The sequence below is a fragment of the Acidobacteriota bacterium genome (genome assembly GCA_016208495.1).
GTDB lineage: Bacteria > Acidobacteriota > Blastocatellia > Chloracidobacteriales > Chloracidobacteriaceae > JACQXX01.
Map to the genome: position 1 here is coordinate 12,875 of JACQXX010000097.1, position 20,736 is coordinate 33,610.

At 52.0% G+C, this 20,736-nt stretch carries 20 protein-coding genes and 2 tRNA genes; 7 read left to right on the forward strand and 15 right to left on the reverse strand.

Going from position 1 to position 20,736, the window contains the following annotated elements; translation table 11 throughout:
- Positions 1-278: 278 nt before the first annotated feature.
- From HY774_19965 to HY774_19990, 6 genes are all read right to left on the reverse strand, one after another.
- Positions 279-1,187: an RDD family protein gene (locus HY774_19965; GenBank protein MBI4750761.1), complete on the reverse strand. Its 909-nt coding sequence runs from the start codon at positions 1,185-1,187 to the stop codon at positions 279-281.
- Between the two features lie 365 nt (positions 1,188-1,552).
- Positions 1,553-3,067, reverse strand: coding sequence for an ABC transporter ATP-binding protein (locus HY774_19970; GenBank protein MBI4750762.1), 1,515 nt, complete (start codon positions 3,065-3,067; stop codon positions 1,553-1,555).
- 40 nt (positions 3,068-3,107) lie between these two features.
- Positions 3,108-3,181, reverse strand: a tRNA-Arg gene (locus HY774_19975).
- 378 nt (positions 3,182-3,559) lie between these two features.
- A complete protein-coding gene (locus HY774_19980; GenBank protein ID MBI4750763.1) occupies positions 3,560-4,075 on the reverse strand; it encodes a polymer-forming cytoskeletal protein in 516 nt (171 codons plus the stop codon).
- 158 nt (positions 4,076-4,233) lie between these two features.
- Complete coding sequence (locus HY774_19985; protein MBI4750764.1) at positions 4,234-5,499, reverse strand: pentapeptide repeat-containing protein; 1,266 nt, start codon at positions 5,497-5,499, stop codon at positions 4,234-4,236.
- Positions 5,500-5,745: 246 nt separating this feature from the next.
- Positions 5,746-7,581 carry a hypothetical protein gene (locus HY774_19990; GenBank protein MBI4750765.1) on the reverse strand — a complete coding sequence of 612 codons (1,836 nt, stop codon included), beginning with the start codon at positions 7,579-7,581 and terminating at the stop codon, positions 5,746-5,748.
- Positions 7,582-8,313: 732 nt separating this feature from the next.
- On the opposite strand from HY774_19990, the gene HY774_19995 reads away from it, so the two are divergent.
- The 3 genes from HY774_19995 to HY774_20005 all read left to right on the forward strand — a co-directional run bounded on the left by HY774_19995 (position 8,314) and on the right by HY774_20005 (position 11,000).
- Positions 8,314-9,777: an amino acid permease gene (locus HY774_19995; protein ID MBI4750766.1), complete on the forward strand. Its 1,464-nt coding sequence runs from the start codon at positions 8,314-8,316 to the stop codon at positions 9,775-9,777.
- 186 nt (positions 9,778-9,963) lie between these two features.
- Positions 9,964-10,383: an acyl-CoA thioesterase gene (locus HY774_20000; protein MBI4750767.1), complete on the forward strand. Its 420-nt coding sequence runs from the start codon at positions 9,964-9,966 to the stop codon at positions 10,381-10,383.
- Between the two features lie 32 nt (positions 10,384-10,415).
- Entirely contained in the window at positions 10,416-11,000 is a 585-nt protein-coding gene (locus tag HY774_20005; protein MBI4750768.1) for an HD domain-containing protein, read from the forward strand.
- Positions 11,001-11,030: 30 nt separating this feature from the next.
- Here the strand turns inward: HY774_20005 and HY774_20010 are convergent, their stop codons facing one another.
- From HY774_20010 to gcvT, 5 genes are all read right to left on the reverse strand, one after another.
- Entirely contained in the window at positions 11,031-11,249 is a 219-nt protein-coding gene (locus HY774_20010; GenBank protein ID MBI4750769.1) for a hypothetical protein, read from the reverse strand.
- A gap of 144 nt (positions 11,250-11,393) precedes the next feature.
- The gene (locus HY774_20015; protein MBI4750770.1) at positions 11,394-11,891 is read right to left on the reverse strand and encodes a YajQ family cyclic di-GMP-binding protein; all 498 of its coding nucleotides are present in this window, start codon (positions 11,889-11,891) and stop codon (positions 11,394-11,396) included.
- 193 nt (positions 11,892-12,084) lie between these two features.
- The gene (gene gcvPA, locus HY774_20020; GenBank protein MBI4750771.1) at positions 12,085-13,251 is read right to left on the reverse strand and encodes an aminomethyl-transferring glycine dehydrogenase subunit GcvPA; all 1,167 of its coding nucleotides are present in this window, start codon (positions 13,249-13,251) and stop codon (positions 12,085-12,087) included.
- Positions 13,252-13,262: 11 nt separating this feature from the next.
- On the reverse strand, positions 13,263-13,655 hold the full coding sequence (gene gcvH / locus HY774_20025) for a glycine cleavage system protein GcvH (GenBank protein ID MBI4750772.1): 393 nt from the start codon (positions 13,653-13,655) through the stop codon (positions 13,263-13,265).
- 142 nt (positions 13,656-13,797) lie between these two features.
- Positions 13,798-14,901, reverse strand: coding sequence for a glycine cleavage system aminomethyltransferase GcvT (gcvT, locus tag HY774_20030; GenBank protein MBI4750773.1), 1,104 nt, complete (start codon positions 14,899-14,901; stop codon positions 13,798-13,800).
- Between the two features lie 83 nt (positions 14,902-14,984).
- Here gcvT and HY774_20035 point away from each other — a divergent pair, with 83 nt between their 5' ends.
- From HY774_20035 to HY774_20050, 4 genes are all read left to right on the forward strand, one after another.
- Complete coding sequence (locus HY774_20035) at positions 14,985-15,650, forward strand: TetR/AcrR family transcriptional regulator (protein ID MBI4750774.1); 666 nt, start codon at positions 14,985-14,987, stop codon at positions 15,648-15,650.
- Between the two features lie 241 nt (positions 15,651-15,891).
- Positions 15,892-16,656 carry a triose-phosphate isomerase gene (locus HY774_20040; protein ID MBI4750775.1) on the forward strand — a complete coding sequence of 255 codons (765 nt, stop codon included), beginning with the start codon at positions 15,892-15,894 and terminating at the stop codon, positions 16,654-16,656.
- A gap of 78 nt (positions 16,657-16,734) precedes the next feature.
- On the forward strand, positions 16,735-17,226 hold the full coding sequence (gene secG / locus HY774_20045; protein MBI4750776.1) for a preprotein translocase subunit SecG: 492 nt from the start codon (positions 16,735-16,737) through the stop codon (positions 17,224-17,226).
- Positions 17,227-17,282: 56 nt separating this feature from the next.
- A tRNA-Leu gene (locus HY774_20050) sits at positions 17,283-17,364 on the forward strand.
- Positions 17,365-17,389: 25 nt separating this feature from the next.
- On the opposite strand, the gene HY774_20055 is transcribed toward HY774_20050, so the two are convergent.
- The 4 genes from HY774_20055 to HY774_20070 all read right to left on the reverse strand — a co-directional run bounded on the left by HY774_20055 (position 17,390) and on the right by HY774_20070 (position 20,459).
- Positions 17,390-18,328 (reverse strand): VWA domain-containing protein, encoded by a 939-nt coding sequence (locus HY774_20055; GenBank protein MBI4750777.1) that lies wholly within the window; start codon positions 18,326-18,328, stop codon positions 17,390-17,392.
- Positions 18,329-18,553: 225 nt separating this feature from the next.
- Positions 18,554-19,285 (reverse strand): hypothetical protein, encoded by a 732-nt coding sequence (locus tag HY774_20060; protein ID MBI4750778.1) that lies wholly within the window; start codon positions 19,283-19,285, stop codon positions 18,554-18,556.
- 107 nt (positions 19,286-19,392) lie between these two features.
- Complete coding sequence (locus tag HY774_20065) at positions 19,393-19,995, reverse strand: hypothetical protein (protein ID MBI4750779.1); 603 nt, start codon at positions 19,993-19,995, stop codon at positions 19,393-19,395.
- Between the two features lie 44 nt (positions 19,996-20,039).
- The gene (locus HY774_20070) at positions 20,040-20,459 is read right to left on the reverse strand and encodes a response regulator (GenBank protein MBI4750780.1); all 420 of its coding nucleotides are present in this window, start codon (positions 20,457-20,459) and stop codon (positions 20,040-20,042) included.
- Positions 20,460-20,736: the final 277 nt, after the last annotated feature.

Here is a 20,736-nt window from a genome sequence, read left to right on the forward strand (position 1 = left end):
TCAGGCATTTGGATTGAGCATCCTGAAAGGCTGCCGTTCGGATAGCTGGTGGTTGCGAGGCTTTGTGAGCTACCACCGGAAACAGGTTCGTCCTCTCCAGTGCTCTCCCGCTTCGCGGTGCAAAACTAGAACCTGGACGGAACAGGACGCCCGCTCCCCCAGGAACTTATTTTTTAACGCTCTCTAAGCACCAGTCACCAGTCACCAAAAAACCAAACGGCACAGGTGATGAGTTCAACCTGTGCCGTCTCCATTGATTCCATCAAACGAACTCAAAATTAGTTATTGTCATAGACGTGCATATTCAGGATTTTGTCATACAACTGCTTCTTCTCCGGGTCAAACAGCAACCACAAGTTCAAAAAACAGAAGCTTCCAAAAACCTGTTTTAATAACTCACGACCAAAAGCCAGCCAGAATCCTGCTACCTGTCCATCATCCTTTAGACAAATTAAATTCATGAGCTTTTTTCCTGGAGTTATCCCACGAGATCCAAGTAAATAGATTTCCCATATTGCCACCAGGATTATCCCAACAAATGCCACGAGCATCCCCAATACCATAACTGCCTCTTCCTGGCTGGCACCTCCAATCATCATGAGTAACATTCCTGGGATTCCGCCTAAATTTATAATGATTTGATCCACAATATTAGCAATCAACCGTTTCCAGGGATTTCCCGGCTGACGGGTGCCGTATCCCAGTTGACTCAAAAAACCTGGGGTCTGAGGCCCCCCATATTGACCATAGCCTGGTGCCTGGCCGTATCCAGGTGATTGACCATAGCCTGGTGCCTGGCCGTACCCAGGTGATTGACCATAGCCTGGTGACTGACCATAGCCCGGTGACTGACCATACCCTGGCGTTTGGGGCGTTGAATAGGGTGACTGATACGAGGGGGGTTGCTGGCCGTAGGGGCTCTGGGGACTGCCTCCATAAGGATCTGGGCTGGCGCCATACCCACCAGCCGGCGTGTTGCCATATGGGTTTGGATTAGAAGAAGGTTGATTGCCGTAGGCTCCACCCGAAGCACTTCCATATGGCGGTTGTTGCCCCTGGCTTTGTCCATACCCACCTGAAGAGCCACCTTTGCCAAGATCCACGCGGGACAATTGATTACCACAAGAAAAACAATTAAACGCGCTGTCTGGGTTTTGTGTGCCGCATTGAGAACAAATCAATGGCATAGATTTTCCCCGTTGGTGGCTCATTACTACCACCTTCACAGTAAAGTCAGAAATGAGTCTCTCACTCATTTCAACAGAGTTGAGGTTCGGATTATCAATCTTTTGATGGAAAGCTATTGGAAGATGGGGAGTTTAACAGCTTTCGGCGGGTAGAAGCTATGGGAAAATGGTTAGAGGCCAGGGTTCAGGGTTTTCGGAAGGGATGAGGGATGAAGATGGGGGATGAAAAAATCACCATGTCACCTTGTCAGTCGGTCATCTTGTCAAGGTTCAGGGTTTCGAAGGGATAAGGAATGAAATCAATTCAAAATAGTTCACCCGTTTTCTTCAGCCCGCTGTCTTCAGCCCGATTTTCTTCAGCCCCGCTAATGTCCACCAGTCATCATCAATCCAAGTTCTTGCTGGCTCACAAGAGCTGGATCAACTTCCCCGACAACGGCCCCGCCGTACATCACGATCAACCGGTCCGCGAGTGATGTAACTTCTTCAAGTTCGGCAGACACCAGTAAAATCGCAACTCCGTTATCGCGTAACCCAATCAATTGGCGGTGGATGAACTCGATGGCGCCGATGTCTACCCCACGGGTTGGCTGAGACACCAGGAGCAACTTGGGCGGCAATTCAAATTCACGAGCAACAATCAGTTTTTGCTGGTTTCCTCCAGACAATGCCCGGGCACGCAGGGTTCGATTGGCTGGGCGAACGTCAAAGCGCTGAATCAGGACATCAGCTCGTTGATCAATTGCCGGCTGGTCCAGAAAAAAACCTTTAAGGGCTGGTTTGTGATAGTGATCTCCCAGGATCAAATTATCAGACAGGCTAAAATCCAATAGCAATCCACGGTGGTGGCGGTCTTCAGGAATATGGGCAACACCGATGGCTCGGATTTCGCGTGGTGAACGGCCTCCGATGGATTGATTTTTAAAAGTAATGCTTCCATCTGACGGTTTGAGCAGGCCAGCCAGGATTTCAATCAGTTCGGTTTGGCCGTTCCCTTCAACTCCGGCAATTCCCAGGATTTCACCTGCCCGGACTTCAAAATTGAGTCCTTTGATCGCCTCGACGCCGTTGGGCCGGGTAAAATGTAGATTGGAAACTTTGAGCACAACGTCGCCAGGATTGGCTTTGTCTTTTGAAACCCGAAGCAACACATCACGTCCCACCATCATGCGAGCCAGTTCCGCCGCTGATGTCAGTTTGGTCTCGACTTCACCGACCACCGTACCGTCTCGCATCACCGTGACCCGACTGGAAAGCGCCAGAACTTCAGAGAGCTTATGGGTAATAATGATCAGCGTTTTGCCCTGCTCGCGGAGCGTTCGCAAAATGGCAAACATTTCCTCGACTTCCGGCGGAGTCAAAACTGCAGTGGGTTCGTCCAGAATCAGGATTTCAGCCCCACGATAGAGCGTTTTTAAGATCTCGACCCGCTGCTGTTGGCCGACCGAAAGGTCTTGAATTAAGGCATCCGGATCAATGTGAAGGCCATAGGTTTGAGAGAGTTCCTTGATCCGTTCCTTTGCCTGTCGGTAGTGAATGCGAATTCCCGGGCCGGGCTCGGCTCCCAAAATAATGTTTTCAGTGACTGAAAGTGTCGGCACCAGCATAAAGTGCTGGTGAACCATCCCTAGTCCGCGGGCAATTGCATCGCGTGGGGTTTTGAGCGCCACGGTTTCTCCGTGCAACCGGATCTCACCGCTGTCGGGCACATAGAGCCCATACAACAGATTCATGGCGGTGGACTTCCCCGCGCCGTTTTCTCCCACAATGGCGTGAATGCTTTGTTTTTCGATACGGAGTGTGATCCGATTATTGGCCGTGACGGCGCCGAAACGCTTGGTCACTTCAAGCATCTCGACGGCGTATGCTGGGGGAGTCATTGGATTTGAACTCGAAGTTGGAGATTGAAAAAAGTGGGGATACACCCTGCTGGATTCGAACCAGCGACCTTTGGCTCCGGAGGCCAACGCTCTATCCAACTGAGCTAAGGGTGCAAATTTTGTGAGCGCGAAGAGTACATACTTGAACCAGAAATTTCAAGTGGTCAAATTTTGTTTTCGCAAAGCACGTAGGTGACAAGGTGACAAGGTGACAAGGTGACAAGGTGACAGGGTGACAGGGTGACAAGGTGACAAGGTGACAAGGTGACAGGTGACAAATGACAGGGTGACAAGGTGACAAGGTGACAAGGTGACAGGGTGACAAGGTGACAAGGTAACAAAACCTTCATTTCCTGAGCATCTTGTCAAAAAGTCACCGATCAAAAGGTCATCCTGTCAAAAGGTCACCTTGTCACCCTGTCATTTGTCACCTTGTCAAAAAGTCACCTTGTCACCCTGTCATTTGTCACCTTGTCATTTGGTCAGGAATCGTTAGTCCCTGCCCTTTTGCTTTTGCTGGCCACCCTGCTGACCACCGCCCTGCTGGCCGCCGCCTTGCTGACCACCGCCCTGCTGGCCGCCACCGCCCTGTTGTGGTCGGTTTTGTGGTTGGGCGTCACCACCGGCTGGCGCGGGTGCCGCCGGCGCACTCCCTTCTTCTTTTCCAACTTCAAGGCTGCAATTGCCAAACTGAACCTGGAGTTTATTTGAATCGGGGGTGCTTAATTTGACTTCAAGCATCGTGGCGCGAATGATCGTCTGATCGTTGACTTTGCCGGATAATTCGACCATTTCCGCATCAATTTGACCAGCAATTTCACCCTGTGATTTCAGGTCGTTGACTTTAATGGTGCCGTGAACCGAGCCTCCTTCACTGACCACCAGCGACGGCGAATGGATTTCACCGTTGACTTTGCCACTGACCACAACGGCGCAGTTTGACTTTAACGTCCCGGTCAGTTCGCTTCCTTCTTCAATAATGGTGCGTTTGGTATTTTGATCACTCATGGCGAATACATGCTCCTTGAAAGTAAGGTCAGGCGCCAGGCGCCTGCCAACATCTTTTCATAAGTCGAAGTTAAAATAACAATGTGCTGCAATGCGAAGTGGTCCGCAGCGGGCTTGTGGAATGAGCCCTCTGCGGTGCGCAATGAGGGGATGGAGGATTAAGTGGAAGTTGCAATCTTGAGCCGCAGGAAACAACCTGGTTCAAAAGCAAATTGTGTCAGAGACGGGGGTTGTTTGATCATGCCTTTGACTGATCCGGTTGCACCGACAATCAGTTGCTTGGCACCGTCAATCCCAGGGGCGGAGTCTTCAACAAACCGGCCATACACAATAATGATCCCGTTCCCTGAAATTCGACATCCATCCAGCAACCCTTCTTTTCCGATGATGAGTTGTGCGCCATCGCCTAATGCAATCGAGCACTTCAAGAATCGGCCTTCGACTTCAACAATTGAACCAGTATCAAATTCGAGCTTCGCGTCGCGTAACACGTCACCGCGCCCAAAATAGCGGCGGTTCCCGGTTGATGGTGCCACAGCGGCTGGTGCCGCCGCCGGTGCCGCCGCGCCACCGCCCTCTTTCAAACCATTGAGGTAATTGACCAGTTCAGCGCCTTTGACCCGTTGTGAGCCATCGCCCTCTTTACTGAAATCAACCCACTCGGCCTTCACCATTTTGGCCAGGTCCGCCGTCAAATCACCACCATACAACAAAACGTCATTGAAGGTGGCACCTGATAATTGAGCTTTGCCCCAGGTGACGTGCCGGCAGTCAGCTTTGGTGAAATTCGCCCGCTGCAGGGTGGCATCCGCCAGAACAGCACGCTCCAAAATCGCCCCAGTCAGGTTTGCACCAGGGAGCAGGGCGCCGCGCAGCGAGACATCCCGCATATTGGCTCCGGTCAGGTCCGCTTCTTCCAGATTCGCCTTTTCCAAAACCGCATTTTGGAAATCAGCTTTCACCATTGAAGACCCACCCAAATAGGCTTCTTGAAGATCGGCATTGCTCAGTATCGCACCGTCGAGGCGGGCGCCACCAAGGTTGGCCAGAGCCAGTTGAGCGGCATTGAGCCTGGCTCGCGATAAATTTGCATTTTCCAGATTGGCGCCTTCCAGATTCGTCCGCGACAAATCAGCGTCTGACAGGTTGGCCCCTTCCAGATTGGCGCTTTCCAGGTCAGCCCCTCGCAGGTTGGCCCCTTCCAGGTTGGCCCTGGCTAAAAAGGCATCCCGCAAGTTGGCACTCGCAAGGTTGGCCTTGCGCAAGACCGACTCTTCGAAATCAACACCTTCCAGGTCGGCTCGGCGTAAATTCGCCCCCTCCAGTTGGGCCTGCGCAAGCTTTAAATCACGCAAGTCGGCACGCTCCAGGCCCTCTCCATTCGCTACCTTCTGAATTACTTCTTCACGGGAAAATTCAGCCATAAAGACTCTCCCCCCTTAATTGTTGTAAGCTTCCCAGCGCAAAGAATATGTGACTCTTTTGTTATGCATGTGATGATGGCGCCACAGGAGCCAGGGCGTCACCCGGAAAAGTGCGGGAAATAAATTAAGAATTAAGAATTAAGAATTAAGAATTAAGCTTTTGATCCAGCAAGAGGGCTTGTTCATCCTTCTTAATTCCCGGAACTGATTCGAACCACAGTCGCCACCAGCTCACCGCCGGTTTCATTACATTTCATTTCCTAACGTCTGAAGAAATTCCTGAAGCCGTTGAATGCGTTTTTCAAATGAGAGGCGCTGAATTTCCTTGACCAGGTCAACCGCCTGCAATTCAGCCAATACAATATTGATCTGAAGCTGGGTATCCTGCCGGGCCTGACGATAATACCGACGGTCTTCAGCCGCGGCGGGGTTTGTCCATTCAGCCGCCGTGGCTTTTTCATACTGGTCGTGAAATTCTTTCAAATCCTGAGTCAGGTGTTCCAATCGAGCCCGATGCGCACTGTTTCCAGCATCAACCGGGCTGGTCTCAAGATCGTGTTGATATTGCCGGAATTTTTCGCAAATCCGTTCGGCCAGCCAGATTGGCAATCCAGAAGCTACCGCAATATCTTCTTTCGATCCCATAAAATAGCTCTCAAGCGTGGTCAAACCGGCTCGATAGAGCTTATCAATGGTGACCTTTCCAACATCTGGAATTTGCTTGAGGAGCGAGTTGATGATCATACCTTCAGACTGGGCACTTTCCTCACCCAGGGTGAAGGTCTGGGGCAGCATCTCGACCAGGGTTTCATAATAGGCGAGAACCCGCTCGCGTAGATCGCCCGTGATGGACGGTTCAAACGAAGCCCTGGCTTCAATGAGCAGTGCGTCAAAATTCCCGACGGCATCACTGACTTCCGTCAGTCCCATGCCATTGGCCGATTTTGACAGGCTCATCAAGGCTGGTTGACAGATATCAAGCCATTCTTTTCGCGCGGCTCCGGACCGGAGTTCAAAAATAAAGTTCTTGACCGGCTTGATGTAATTGGCGGCAATGTTGGCAAACAGTTCGCGAATTTCAGCCTGATCTACCTCAACCCCGGTTGACTCACCATCAGCGTGGGCAGGGGCCTCGCCAGCCATCAGCGAATCAAAGGCGTCGTCAAAATCGCCAAGTTCATCATCAAAGAAGGATCCACCCTCCGGGGCAACCGCTTCTTCATCCGTTACAAGCCCAGGCCCAGCCGTTGTTTCCACGGTGCCGCCAAAAAATTCAGCCGTTGTTTCCACACCGGTCACAGGTTCGGCATGCAATGCCTCAGCCACAAAAGCCCCATCCATGACCAGTGTCGGAGCAACTTCACTGATCGCAGGCAATTCACCGGTTGGCTCAGAACTGGTTTCCATATCCCCCAACAGTGACACCAGCGCCCGGTCCAGTTCAGTCGTCGAAGGTCCCTGGGCAAATCCAGACAGGTGTGACTCCCGGGCTGGGGGTACAGATGGGGGCGGAGTGGGCGCGGGCTGGGAAGAAACTCCCTGGTTGGCCTTACGGGCTTCCTCGCGTTTTAACTCAAGTAAAATCAGCCGCTCTTCTTCGGTCAATTCACCAAATTCAGCAAACAGTTCCGCTTCCAGCGCGGCATCATCCGGGAAGGCCGGTTTTGATTCAATCACTGGTGCCAGTGGGAGCGGTTCACTAAAGAAGGAGACCGGTTCTGGTTCTGGTTTGGTAATTTGGACTGGCGGCTGAGGAAGGTCTTCCTGAGTTTTGACGGGCCCGGTGATGGGCACTGGCTGGCTACTCACCGCCGGCTCCATCAAGTCCGCCGTCGTTGGAGGCGCCACATACGTTGACGGAAGCGACAACGGACCGGCGGGTGCCGTGGGGGCGGCAAGCGGTGCGGAGTCAACTGGTTTAACGGATGGTTCAGGGGTTCGCGGTGGGGCAACCGGCGGCGCAGGTTTTGGCGTTTCCGCAACAGGTGGTGGTGGAGTAACACGTGGAGGCGGTGGTGGTGGTGGCGTCGGTGGCGGAGGGGCTTCTTTCCGTTTACCGAAGAGGCGATCAAAAATTCCCATACGTGTTCCTCGAAAATACCCACCCTGGCTCGCTCGGCTTTAGACATAGCCGTATGATCTTGCACGTAACGTTGAGCTATGTTGGTTAGGCGGCCCTGCCCATTCAGGTGACTGATCGGTTGAAGGACTTCCACAACAAGGAGGCTCAGGTTGACCTGAACCCGGTTTTTGCCAATTTCTGACGACGAATGTTGCGAGTGAAACACCTCTCCAAATCACCAAAAAGTGAAAAGTGGAAAGGTCTACGCGTGACAAAGATGGAATCTCAAAAACAGGGAGTGCGGTGTGGCTGGTGAAAGCCAGCACCTCTTTTTCGAAACTACTGAATGCGGAAGCAATCTTAGCTGGCACGGTACCGGATAAACCACTTGAGTCATCCGAAGCACGGTGTCATCAGTCAGAAGTACCAGATCCACGCTGGAGTAAGGGATAGTTCATCCCCTGTCACCAAAAATTCAGATGTCCAGAAGGGTGAAAATATCGTCAGGTGGGTGGAATTGCTGTTTGGAAAAGAAGACTTGCCTGAATCTCACTGATGCTGCACGAGTATAGGCACGCCAAGCTTGGAACGCAACCAGTAATTTCTATCTCTGGATAGTCCATTCCTGGACAGTTGCTGGATTTTTCTTCGATGAAAGCCGGTGAGTTACACGCATTTTTCGGGCATTGCTTTCCCAGGCTTTTGATTCCGGGTACTATGCTGACCATTCCAACTTCCCTTTTTCATTTCCAATGACCCAATCTGATTCACCTTCCCTCCCTCGACCGGCCCCGAGCCTGCAACGAATTCTGGGGGTTGGCGCTGGGCTTGCAGTTTCAATGGGTGTGGCAATTGGCGCCGGGATTTTCCGGAATCCAGGCGAAGTTGCCGGACTTCTGCCCACAAGCAGCCTGATATTGCTGGTTTGGCTGGCTGGAGGCATGTTGACCTTGATTGATGCCCTGGTGCTGGCTGAACTCTCAACGTTCTTGCCAAAGGCCGGGGGCTGGTATGTGTATCTTCGTGCCGCTTATGGTCAGTTTCCAGCCTTTCTGTATGGCTGGGCGTCATCACTGATCACCTATCCAGGCAGCGTGGCCGCCGTAGCGGTGGCGATTGGCGAATATTTCGGGAAACTGGTGGTTCCGGTCGGGCAGGCCCTGGGCCTGACGGTCACCTATGGTCAGGCTTCGATCAAAGCGGTGGCGGTGGCGGCCATTTTGATCTTTACCATCCTGAATCTGACGGGTTTGCGCACTGCCTCCTGGGCACAACAAATCTTTACCAGTATCAAAGTTCTGGCCTTGTTGCTGATTGTGGGACTAGCTTTTGGGTTGACCGGAAACACGCCGCCCGTCACACCAGCCCCAGCAATTGCCCCTTCGATATCAACCTGGGTGGCGTTTGGCATCGCCCTCCAGTTTGTGGTGTGGACCTATGACGGATATGCCGATGTCATTACTCTGGCTGAAGAAATGAAGCAGCCCGCGCGGGATATTCCTCGGGCGTTGTTCGGGAGCATTGGAAGCCTCACGCTCCTGTACCTGCTGTTGAATGCCGCCTTTTTGTACGTGCTTTCCCCAACTGAAATGGCAGCGTCCAAAGAATTGGTCGCCGCTGAGGTCTTTGCCCGGCGGACTGGGGCCGCAGGTGAGTTATTTTTGGTGGCTCTGGCTTTTATCACCGTGGTAGGTGGGCTTAATGCCCATTTACTCTCTGGCCCGCGCATCACCTTTGCCATGGCCCGGGACGGGTTGAGTTTTGCCTGGCTCAGCCGGGTCACCGAACGTGGAACTCCGATTGGCGCCCTCCTGCTTCAGAGCACCTGCGCCGTGATTTTGACCTTGACCGGAACCTTTGAAAGCCTCATTGCGATGACGATCTTTGTCATCTGGATCACCAATGCGCTCAACACGTTTGCGGTCTTTCTGTTTCGCCGCTGGTATCCAGACGCCGAACGCCCCTACCGAATTCCTGGGTATCCTGTGGTGCCATTGATTGCGTTGCTGGTGTCGGTGGTTTTGCTGGTCAATATGGTCCGCGAAACCCGACATCAGTTTCAAGAAGCTTATCCATTGCTCACAGCCGGAAATATTGGTCAGGCGCTTCAAATCCTGTCCACCAGCCCAGTTCTGATGGGAATTTTTGTGGTTGTGGTCGGCATTCCGGTGTACTGGCTGTGGCAACGGCTGAAACGTGACAAGGTGACAAGGTGACTGGGTGACAAGGTGATAAAGTGACAAAGTGACAAGGGGACAAGGGGACAAGGGGACACAATGACAAGGTGGTGTAAGGGCGCTGTTGCTTTGAACCGCACCCACTTCGAAAACCCGGAACCCGGAACCCGGAACCCGGAACCCGGAACCCGGAACCCGGAACCCGGAACCCGGAACCCTAAAGTTATGACTGAACTGACCGTTGAATCGCACCTTCGAGTGCGCTATGCCGAAACCGACCAGATGGGTGTGGTGTATCACACCAATTATTTGATTTGGATGGAAATAGGTCGCACTGACTATTGTCGGCGGTGTGGCTTTCAATATGCTACGATGGAGCGTGAGGAAGGCGCGTTTCTCGCCGTCGCCCAGGCCCAATGCCGGTTTTTGGCTTCGGCCAGATACGATGATGAAATCGTGGTCCGGACCCGGCTCAGCGAACTTCGTTCGCGACAGATCAAATTTAGCTACTCGATCCACCGCCATAATGACAATCTGTTATTAGCCGAAGGTGACACGGTTCATATCGTGATCAACCGCGAGGGTCGGCCCATGCGATTCCCCCCCAGGTATTCAGCTCTGCTTTCCCAGGCGCAGTACCCCTGACGCTTAAATCAACGACAGCGAATCATCACACTATGCCCTTCTCTGCCCGGTTCGAAGAAGCCCTGGTGTATGCGGCCCAGCTCCACAAAAATCAGCTCCGCAAAGGTTCACATACACCCTATGTTGCCCACTTACTGGCGGTTGCAGCCCTGGTCATCGAATATGGCGGTGATGAAAACCAGGCTATTGCCGCCTTATTGCACGACGCCATCGAAGACCAGGGAGGCGACGCCATCCGGCAGGAAATCCGCCGGCGCTTTGGCGATGACGTTACGGAACTGGTGGATGGCTGTACCGATGCCGAGACGATCCCGAAACCACCCTGGCGCGCCCGAAAAGAAGCCTATATCGAACATCTGCAAACAGCTTCGGCCCGCGTCCGACTGGTCTCAGCCGCTGACAAACTGCACAACGCCCGTGCAATCCTGACCGATTATCGGGTCAATGGTGAAGGGGTATGGGGCTACTTCCGAGGCGGGAAAGAAGGGACGCTGTGGTACTACCGGACGCTCCTCACAGTCTTTCAAGCCGGTGAACCCAATCGCCTGATTGATGAACTGGAACATACGGTGCGCGAACTTGAGGCACTGGTCGGTCAGAATGAGAAGACCATTTAGTGGTTAGTGGTTAGTGGTTAGTGATGCCAGTTAAGAGTTGAAGCCGTTTTGGTTCTCAGCCCACGAAGTGGGCGCCGGCTCGTAGCCCAGGGCGAGTCTTCGAGCCCTGGGAACCTGGTCACTCCCCACCCGTTCCCCGCCCGGCCAGCCGCCGCCGTAGGCGACGGCTGGCCGGGCGGGGAAATTTGGATTGGAGATGACCCGCATCCGGTGGTGGCGCGTCCAAAGCGACGCTGACCACCGGCTCACCTTACTCCATCCCAACGGGGATGAAAACCAAAAAACACTTCAACCCTTAACTGGCATCAGTGGTTAGTGACTGGGTTTAGGCTCTTCTTCAAAGTATTGATTTCTAACCACTAACCACTAACCACTTTCTTCATTCTTCATTCACTAAGTGGAGCGATAATTGGTGAACTGCATATCAATCCCAAAATCCTGGGTTTTCAACCGACCAATCACGTCTTGCAAAATGTCGCGATCTTTACCAGCCACCCGGACAAAGTCTCCGTTGATCGTGGCCTGGACCTTGAGCTTGGTTTCCTTGATAAACTTCACGATGTCTTTGCATTTTTCAGTTGGAATTCCCTGCTGGATTTCAATTCGCTGACGAACAGTATCGCCGGCAGCCGGTTCGATCTTTCCGTAGCTTAGCCCTTTCAAGGGAACATTGCGTTTGACGAGCCGGGCTTCCAGGACCTCGGTCAAACTTTTGAGTTTATAGGCATCATCCGCTTCGAGGACGATTTCCTTGGGTTCGAGTTGAATGTCACATTTGCTCCCTTTGAAATCAAAGCGCTGGCCAATTTCTTTGAGAGCCTGTTGAACCGCGTTATTGACCTCGGTGTGGTCAATTTTTGAAGTGATGTCGAAAGTATTTTGTTGCGCCATATCTTGAGAAAGAAAACGGGCGGTCACTCAGCCAGTGGTGAAGTGAGCGCCCGGACCTTGTATGTGAATACCAGTTCTGAGGGATGAATTATGAGTTATGAACTGGTTAACCACTTCATATTCAATGAGATGATTTTTTATAATTCATAATTCATAATTTCTATAAGATGAAAGTTCCAACCGTGGTCTTTCCTTATGAGGCAGCCCCGGCATTAAAAACAGGGGCCGAAAACGTTCGCGAATATCCATCCAGTTTACAAATTTCACTCAGGGCATAGGCGGTTTTCTGGGCATTGCGGGTGGCCAGTTCCTGCATTCCCCGTCGCCCAAGCGTGGCCAGAAAGACACTGGCGACCAAGGCACAAAGCGCCTCGTTGGTACAGATGTTGGAGGTCGCCTTCTCACGACGAATGTGCTGTTCTCTGGTGGCCATGGTAATGGTAAACGCCCGGTTCCCATCCGTGTCAAATGCCTGTCCGACCAGGCGGCCTGGCATCTGACGCTGGTACTTTTCACGAGCCGCGAAAAAACCGACAAACGGGCCGCCGAAATTTGGCGCCATTCCCAGTGACTGACCTTCGCCCACCACAATATCCGCCCCAGATTCTCCCGGAGTCTTGAGAATCCCCAGACTGATGGCTTCGGTGACACAAACCGCCAGCAAGGCCCCAACCGCATGGGCGGCAGTGGCCAGTTTTGACAAGTCTTCAATGCTGCCAAAGAAATTTGGGGATTGAACAATGACAGCGGCGGTTTCTTTATCAACCACCAACGTCTCCGTTTCAACGGTGCCGGTGTCTCCCCACCCAATGGTCTCAACCGTAATCCCACTATTGTAGGCATAGGCTTTGATCACCTGCAGGTATTCTGGATGAACCGTGCCGGCACAGACTACTTTTCGTCTTCCAGTGACCCGAACCGCCATCATCATGGCTTCCGCCAGCGCTGTCGAACCGTCATACATCGAGGCATTGGCCACATCCATTCCCGTCAACTGGCAAATCATGGTTTGAAATTCGAAAATCGAATGCACGGTGCCTTGATTGATTTCCGGTTGATAGGGAGTATAGGAAGTATAAAACTCCGAGCGGGAAATCAGGGTGTCAATGATCAGTGGCCGAATATGGTCATATACCCCGGCGCCCAGAAATGAAGCATAGGATTCCGGATCTCGATTCTCGCCTGCCAATTGTTTAAAAGTGGCAATCAACTCAACTTCGCTTTGAGCTGGTGGGATGTCGAGCGGTCGGTTGAGAAGGAGGTTCTCGGGGATCCCCCGAAATAATTCGGCGATCTTGGAAACCCCCATGCTCTCCAGCATGGATTCACGCTCAGAACTGGCATTCGGAATGTATCGCATGTGTAAACCAGTTATGCCTTTCCGTTGTTGATGAAATCTTCGTATTCCGTGGCAGACAGCAGGGCGTCTACTTCGCTTGGGGAAGTCAATCGAACAACCACCATCCACCCTTCATCATAAGGCGAGTTGTTAACCAGTTCAGGTTTGTCAGCCAACTCAGCATTCACTTCTAAAACTTCACCCGAGACTGGAATAAACAATTCACTGACTGCCTTGACGGATTCCACTGATCCAAAAGGGGCGCCTGATTTATAAGTTTCGCCAACTTTCGGTAAATCCACATAGACCACATCTCCCAGTGACTCTTGAGCATAGTAGGTAATGCCAATGCGACCTGTATCCCCGCTCACACGAATCCACTCGTGGTCTTTGGTATAGGAACAATCATCCGGATAATGTGACATACTTGTCTCTTAACTCCTTGAAAGTGATGGGTTAGGGTTAGGGTTTGAAAATCCGATGCCGCACGTTTCAAACCAGTCGTTGTGAGTGGGAAGGACCACCAATCAGGATCAATGAGAGGAGGTTCCCTTTTTCCCGATGGGGCTATTTTTGTCGTTTATAGAACGGGGTTGGAATGACATGAGCCGCGACTTCACGACCACGGACAAAGATCTGAATGGGCGTTCCAATCTGAGTGAGATGAAGTGGCAGGTACGCCAACCCAATGTTTTTCTTCAGGTACGGCGAAGGGCTTCCGGAGGTAACGCGACCAACTTCCTCGCCATCGTGCAACACCGTGTAGCCATCACGGGCTGGCACCCGATCATCAACCTCGAAGCCAGCCAGTTTTCGCGGCAGACCCTCGGTTTTTTGGCGCTGGATCAGGTCGCTTCCCAGGAATTCACCTTTATTCAATTTGCAAATCCATCCCAGATCGGCCTCAAGCGGTGTGGTGGTGTCATCAATTTCGTGGCCGTAGAGGGCCATTTTGGCTTCCAACCGCAACGTATTGCGCGCTCCTAATCCAACCGGGACCAACCCATAGGCTTTTCCAGCCTTGAGCAAGCCTTCCCAAATGCCGACACTGTGTTCCGGCGCAAAATAGAGTTCAAACCCGTCTTCTCCGGTGTAGCCGGTACGGGTTAAAAACACTTTGCAGCCAAAAAGCTCAATTTCAGGCTGACACCAGTAATACTTGAGGCCCGAGAGGTCAAATTCAATCAGCGATTGGAGAATTTCAACTGCTTTTGGCCCCTGCAATGCCAACTGGCTGTATTCTTCGCTGTGGTTGAGCACTTCCACATCCAGACCAGAAGCGTGCTGGGCAATCCAGTTAAAATCTTTTTCAATATTGGCGGCATTGACACACAGGAAAAAACGGTCGGCGCTCAACCGGTGGACCAGAATGTCATCCACAAACGTTCCCCGTTCGGTCATCAGCCCTGAATAATGGATCTGATTATCAGCTAACTTGCTGACATCATTGCACGTCACACGTTGCAACAATTGCAGGGCGGCGGGTCCGTTGACCCATAACTGCCCCATGTGACTTACATCAAAGAGACCAGCCGCGGTGCGGACCGCATTGTGTTCCGGAATCAAGCCTGTGTATTGAACAGGCATTTCCCATCCGGTAAAGTCAACCATCTTGGCACCCAGGGCGCGGTGCGTTTCTCCAAGCGCAGTAAGTCGTAATTGGTTTGACAAGAGTATGTACCTGATTTGAGTTATGATAAGGTGGCGGGTGAAATCAAGCCAGAAACTACCATTGCCCCGTCAATGCGTCAAGAATGAAGCCTAAACCACTCCCGAAGAACGGAAAAAACTCTTTCTTTCCGACCACGTCGCCTGGAGCTGAACGTGGGTCGTATGACCAGAAACTCAATTTTATTCTCCATACCAGTGCCCAGGTGTTTGCCGAAAAAGGCTATGACCGGGCCTCGTTGCGGGATATTTCACGGGCTACCGGATTCAGCCTGGCTGGCCTGTACTACTATTTCCGCAGCAAAGAAGAATTGTTGTTTCTCATCAGCGATGTCACCTTTGCCACAATTTGGGAGCGGCTTGAACAGGCGCTCAAACCTCAAGAATCCGAAGAACTACCCGCCATCGAGCAATTAAACCGGTTGATTTTCAACCACCTGGATTTTTACGTCGCGCACATGCCCGAGATGAAAGTACTGTCGGTTGAAGCAGATGCGCTGAGTGGCGAGTGGCAAAAGCAGGTGAACGACCGGAAACGACGCTATACCGAACGGTGTGTGAAAATACTGACCGACCTCCAGGCTCAAGCTGGGAGTCAACCCAATCCAACCGAATGTCGGCTGAGCGCCCTGGCGCTATTTGGCATGATGAACTGGCTCTATCAGTGGTATGACCCGAAACGCGATGGGTCTCCTGTTGAATTGAGCGCCAAAATGAGCGCGATTTTCCTGCGTGGGTTCCTCCCTCGGTAAAGCAGCGGGCTGAAGACTCGCAGACTCGGGGCTGAAGACTTCGGGCTGAAGAAGTCAGGTTTGAGGTTGAAGATTGCTGGTCTTCATTCTTCATTCTTCATTCTTCATTCTTCATTCTTCATTCTTCATTTTGCCCCAAAGTTTTCCGGTCTTTCAAAATTTCCCCATTGCTGAAGTCCCGTCTTTTGCGTATTCTTGCGTTTTTCCTTTGCCCCTATCCTTTCGCTGTCCTTTTTCCTGTATGTCAAACCGAAAACCAATCATTGCCGGGAACTGGAAAATGTTTAAAACGGTTTCCGAATCAGTCGCCACCGCGCTGGATCTGAAATCAAGAACGTTTAATGCCAACCATTGTGAAGTCGTGATTGCACCCGTCTTCACCTCTTTGAAAACTGTCGCTGATCGTCTTGAAGGAAGCCACATCAAAGTTGCCGGACAGGACGTGGCCGCCGAGGGCCCCGAAGGGGCATTCACCGGTGAAATCAGTGCCGAAATGCTGGCGGATGCGGGCTGTACCCACGTCATCATTGGTCACTCTGAACGTCGTCAGTACTACCATGAAACCAATGATCGGGTCGCCCGAAAGGTTCAACGAGCCCTGGCCGTTGGGCTGACGCCGATTCTGTGCATTGGGGAAACACTGGCGCAACGCGAAGCCGGTGAGGCAGAAAAAGTGGTCACTGAGCAGTTAATTGAAGGAACTGCTACCTTGACAGCCTCCGACCTTTTCCGTATAGTCGCCGCCTACGAACCTGTCTGGGCCATCGGAACCGGCCACGCAGCCACACCTGACACCGCCCAAGCCATGCACGCACTCGTTCGATCCGTTATCAGTGAAAAGTTTGGTACCGAAGCCGCACAACAACTGCGGATTCTGTATGGCGGCAGCGTTAAGCCAGAAAACATCGCTGAGTATATGGAACAACCTGATATTGATGGTGCGCTGGTCGGCGGAGCCAGCTTGAAAGCCGATTCATTTGCCAGGATTGTGTTCTATCAACAGTAAGCTGTTGGTCAGATTGGTGTCATTTCTGACTCACGACCCAGACCGACAGCCATTCATTGGGATTGCCTTTAACTTATTATGCAGTGGTACGTTTACATCCTTTACGCTATTTTCTTTCTTGCCTGCTTGATTCTGATCGGAGTGGTTTTACTCCAGCCCGGAAAGAGCGATGCCGCCGCCGTGTTTGGTGGTGGAAGCCAGACCGCCTTTGGAGCTCGTGGGGCTCAAAAGCCGCTTGAACGAATCACTTTTGGTGCTGCGGCTGCCTTTATGCTGATGGCCTTTCTCTTCTCACTTCCCGGAGTGACGTCTCCAAAGCCAGTGGCCGCAGGAATTGAAGATTTGCCGGTCACAGCACCAGCACCTCCTCCGCCAGCACCGCCAGCCGCTCCGGCTCAGTCAGCACCAGCCGCCACACCAGCACCGGCTGATGCGACCAAGCCAGCCGAAGGAACAGCGGCACCGGCCAAGGATGAGAAGAAAGCGGAACCCAAGGCTGGCGAAACCGATAAAACTAAGGATCAGAAAGATCAAAAGACTGATTCCAAAGCTGATACCAAGAAGAAATAAGCACTGAATTGACAATTTCCGTAGCGTTCAGCTCTCCAGGTTGAAAGCTGCAAAATGCCGAAGTGGTGGAATTGGTAGACACGCACGTTTGAGGGGCGTGTGGGGCAACCCGTGGGGGTTCGAGTCCCCCCTTCGGCATCCTTCACACAACAACCCGCCTGCCTTAATGGCCGGCGGGTTGTTGTTGTTTGGTCCGCAAACTGTATTTGTTATCGTTGAGGGAGAGTAATAATCGGCGGTTGATCGTAAGGTTGACGCCTTTGGGCGAATATGACAGCACATACCAGCGATTGCGAACTTCGTCCGTGATGATTTTCATTGCCGCCAGACTGTCGTCCATTGAAAATACCCGGCCACCGGTACCTTCTGCCAGCTCTTTGGCAACAATCGCGGGCTTGGGTCCAAGTTTTTTGGCTCGTGGTGCGCCAAAGGTCCGGTCGCTGCATTGCAGGACATACACCACGATATTTTCAGTCTGCAGGAGTTCCAGGGTCTGATCGTAGGTGTATTGTGACCCATAGTCATATCCATCGGAAAAAAGAAGGATGACTCGCTTGGAAGAACTGATTTGACTTCGGAGGGCATCTTCAACCACGGCGGCAAGGGCATCAAACAAGCGGGGCGGCTTTCGTTTGGCAAACAGTTTACCAGCCTCAACCAGTTTTTTGCCGTCGTCGGTAAAGTCTTCAATGATCTCTGGCGAATCATTGTATCCAACCACCATGACCTGATCGCCCACATAAATTTCTTTGGCAATTGACCGCGCCGCCCGCTCCATATCCGAGGTTTGAGCCTGGACATTTTGTGAATTATCAACCAGCAGCACATACCGGGCACCGGAAACATCAGACCGAAGGCCCTGAATTTCCTGTTCAATCCCAGCTTCATACACCGCAACCTGATTTCTTTGGATTGGAATTGGGTCAGCGGATTCAACCCCTTTTAAAGGAGGAAGCCCAGATTCGTCTGGAATGGGTTGGAGAATGGCGTTAATCGAATACGACCGGGTTCCTGATTCATTCACGCGACCCGATTGCGCAAAAGCCAGTGGTGCCAGCACCACCGACGCCAACATCAATAACCACAACACCGCAATCCGCATCCACTTCCCCTCCTGGCAAAATAATTTGATCAACCACACCCCGCTTCAGGTGTCTTTGGCACACAGATCATATTCCCCAACCTGAAACGTCAGGTACTGAAAGCCTTTCAGTTCCCTTCAATGCAGAATTGAGCCGCCAAAATACACTGGATGAGGATATATTTTGCCGAGCACCTCCCTTCAGCGGCGATTCTGATCAACCATCTGAAGAAAGTCAGGAAACGCTCAGGCTTCCATCACAACCACTTTAGGTTCTGGTCGATAAAACAGGATTCGGCTGCAATGGTCGCAAATATAAATCACATCTCCCTGGCGGACCTCGCTATACACCTGAGGTCGGAGCGTCATGCGGCACGAAGAACAGGCGCCGTTGATGACTTGAGACAATGCCTGACCAGTCCGAAGCTTTGAGACCCGATTGTAGCGATCCATCCACGGACGCGAGACCGCAGCTTCACACCGAACACGCTCCAGCTTCAGGTGTTCCATATCCTGCTTGAGTTGCTGTTGTTTGGCCCGACAATCGGCGATGGCCGCGTCGGCTTCCTTGCGTTTGTTTTCAATATCAGGGGAGTATTTGGCGGCTTCGTCTTCGAGCCGTTTGACCTCGTCCATCAATTCCAGCAACTGGGTTTCAAGCCGGCTGATGGCCTTTTTGGCATTATCAATTTCGGTGAGGGTGGCAGCGTATTCTTTCTGATTGCGAACTCGTTTCTGGTCCTCGTTGTACTTCTCAAGTTTTTGCTGAGTGTCGGCCAGGTCGTCTTCGAGTTGCTTATTTCGGCGGTGGGATGAGGTCAGTTTTAATTGGACTTCGTTGTATGCAGCAGCATATTGCTGGTACTCAGTCTCGATCCTGGTGCATTCCGTATCAAGCGCTTTGATTTGTGCCTGAAATTCAACCAGTCGGATGTCAATTTCATGCAGCGCAATTAGATTTTCCAAATCGGGGCTCACGTTTACCTCCTGAAGTCTGAGACGGCGGCACCAGGAACGCAGGAGCGGCGACTCGCATTCGGGGATAAATGATCCGAGCGGAGTACTCGGAGCCCTGCTCCGGTGGGTCAGTCTGCATCGTCTTCTTTGAGCACTTGTTGAATCGTAAAGCCAGCACGACGCACTTCGTCAATTAAATATTCCCATTCAACCTGGGCGCGTGTGGCATCGAGTTCCAGATCCTGGAGACGTGATTTCAGCCGCTGGTCTTCATCCGTTTTGACGGGGATATAGACCACCTCGCCGCGCGGTCCAACGGCTCTGAGATACGTTTTTCCATCTTTGACCTGGGATAGGGAGACCGCCTTTTCTTCACCTTTCAGCTCCTCAAGCCGCACTTTGACAAGTCCAATTTGGGAATCAATGGTACTCATCCGCGTCATGATTTCTTTGGCCCGGGTGCGAAGAGCAACCCGGCGAACTTCCTTTTGATTTACTCTTGGGGCTGGCGTGGAGGGATCAGTCGGCTCGGGGGATGGGCGCGTCTCAGGCTGAGGGTTGCGCCCACTGGGGAAATCTTCGTTGGTCAGGACACGTTGTTTCTTGGGGGGTGCCGGCTGGGAACCGGCTTTTTTTTCGGAAGGTGTGGGAGGAGGAGTCGTTTCCTGTCCATACGCTGCGCAAATTTGGGAACTTATCAGCAGCCAGGCCAGCAAAAACGTGTACTTCATATCCAACTTCCCTTTCCCTGAAACAACCTGTTGACCACGGAGGTTCAGGCATTATCGCCGCTTTCATCAGGCGGCGGCAACGCCTCAGTCAAGCGGTCTTTGATGATGCGAAGTAACTGCTTCACCTCAAACGGTTTTGAAATACAGTCATCGAGGGTGACATTGAATTCTTTGGATTTTGAAATATCGTCCAGAACGTGGGCAGCGGAGCAAAACAAAATCGGCACCTGCCACATTTCCGGATTGTCTGAGGATCGAATCAGTTCCATCAACCGTGGCCCACTAATCACAGGCATCATCACGTCAAGGATCACCAGATCCGGCACCTGCTTCTTGAGCGATGCCACGGCGGCCAGTCCATCCTCAGCCAGAACCACCTCATACCCTGCTTCGGTGAGCAGGCCATCAAATAATTCACGTATCGCGTCGTCATCATCCACGACTAATATTCTTTTTTTAGCCATACGCGTGTGTTTTTCCTTCACTAAATCCTTCGGCAAAAGAGAGATGTGATGTGAATCGAAGGGAATTTGAGATTGTCTTTAGACCGTGTGTGTTAGGAGATCTGTCAATTCGCATTGCAACACATCAGCTTTGTGCTGTCAATTGCCCAGTGTATGCCTGAAGCTGATTTTCAGGTTTTGCATCCACAAGACGGAAGCTGCCTTTTATCTTTGAATTCAAAGCAGTTACCCGCATCTGGCAAGGCATTTGCCATTTCCAACTCAATAAAATGGCGCG

Coding starts and splice junctions, on each gene's coding strand:
- HY774_19965 (MBI4750761.1), bottom strand. CDS start 1,187: ATGCCATTGATTTGTTCTCAATGCGGCACACAAAACCCAGACAGCGCG.
- HY774_19970 (MBI4750762.1), bottom strand. CDS start 3,067: ATGACTCCCCCAGCATACGCCGTCGAGATGCTTGAAGTGACCAAGCGT.
- HY774_19980 (MBI4750763.1), bottom strand. CDS start 4,075: ATGAGTGATCAAAATACCAAACGCACCATTATTGAAGAAGGAAGCGAA.
- HY774_19985 (MBI4750764.1), bottom strand. CDS start 5,499: ATGGCTGAATTTTCCCGTGAAGAAGTAATTCAGAAGGTAGCGAATGGA.
- HY774_19990 (MBI4750765.1), bottom strand. CDS start 7,581: ATGGGAATTTTTGATCGCCTCTTCGGTAAACGGAAAGAAGCCCCTCCG.
- HY774_19995 (MBI4750766.1), top strand. CDS start 8,314: ATGACCCAATCTGATTCACCTTCCCTCCCTCGACCGGCCCCGAGCCTG.
- HY774_20000 (MBI4750767.1), top strand. CDS start 9,964: ATGACTGAACTGACCGTTGAATCGCACCTTCGAGTGCGCTATGCCGAA.
- HY774_20005 (MBI4750768.1), top strand. CDS start 10,416: ATGCCCTTCTCTGCCCGGTTCGAAGAAGCCCTGGTGTATGCGGCCCAG.
- HY774_20015 (MBI4750770.1), bottom strand. CDS start 11,891: ATGGCGCAACAAAATACTTTCGACATCACTTCAAAAATTGACCACACC.
- gcvPA (MBI4750771.1), bottom strand. CDS start 13,251: ATGCGATACATTCCGAATGCCAGTTCTGAGCGTGAATCCATGCTGGAG.
- gcvH (MBI4750772.1), bottom strand. CDS start 13,655: ATGTCACATTATCCGGATGATTGTTCCTATACCAAAGACCACGAGTGG.
- HY774_20035 (MBI4750774.1), top strand. CDS start 14,985: ATGAAGCCTAAACCACTCCCGAAGAACGGAAAAAACTCTTTCTTTCCG.
- HY774_20040 (MBI4750775.1), top strand. CDS start 15,892: ATGTCAAACCGAAAACCAATCATTGCCGGGAACTGGAAAATGTTTAAA.
- secG (MBI4750776.1), top strand. CDS start 16,735: ATGCAGTGGTACGTTTACATCCTTTACGCTATTTTCTTTCTTGCCTGC.
- HY774_20055 (MBI4750777.1), bottom strand. CDS start 18,328: ATGCGGATTGCGGTGTTGTGGTTATTGATGTTGGCGTCGGTGGTGCTG.
- HY774_20065 (MBI4750779.1), bottom strand. CDS start 19,995: ATGAAGTACACGTTTTTGCTGGCCTGGCTGCTGATAAGTTCCCAAATT.
- HY774_20070 (MBI4750780.1), bottom strand. CDS start 20,459: ATGGCTAAAAAAAGAATATTAGTCGTGGATGATGACGACGCGATACGT.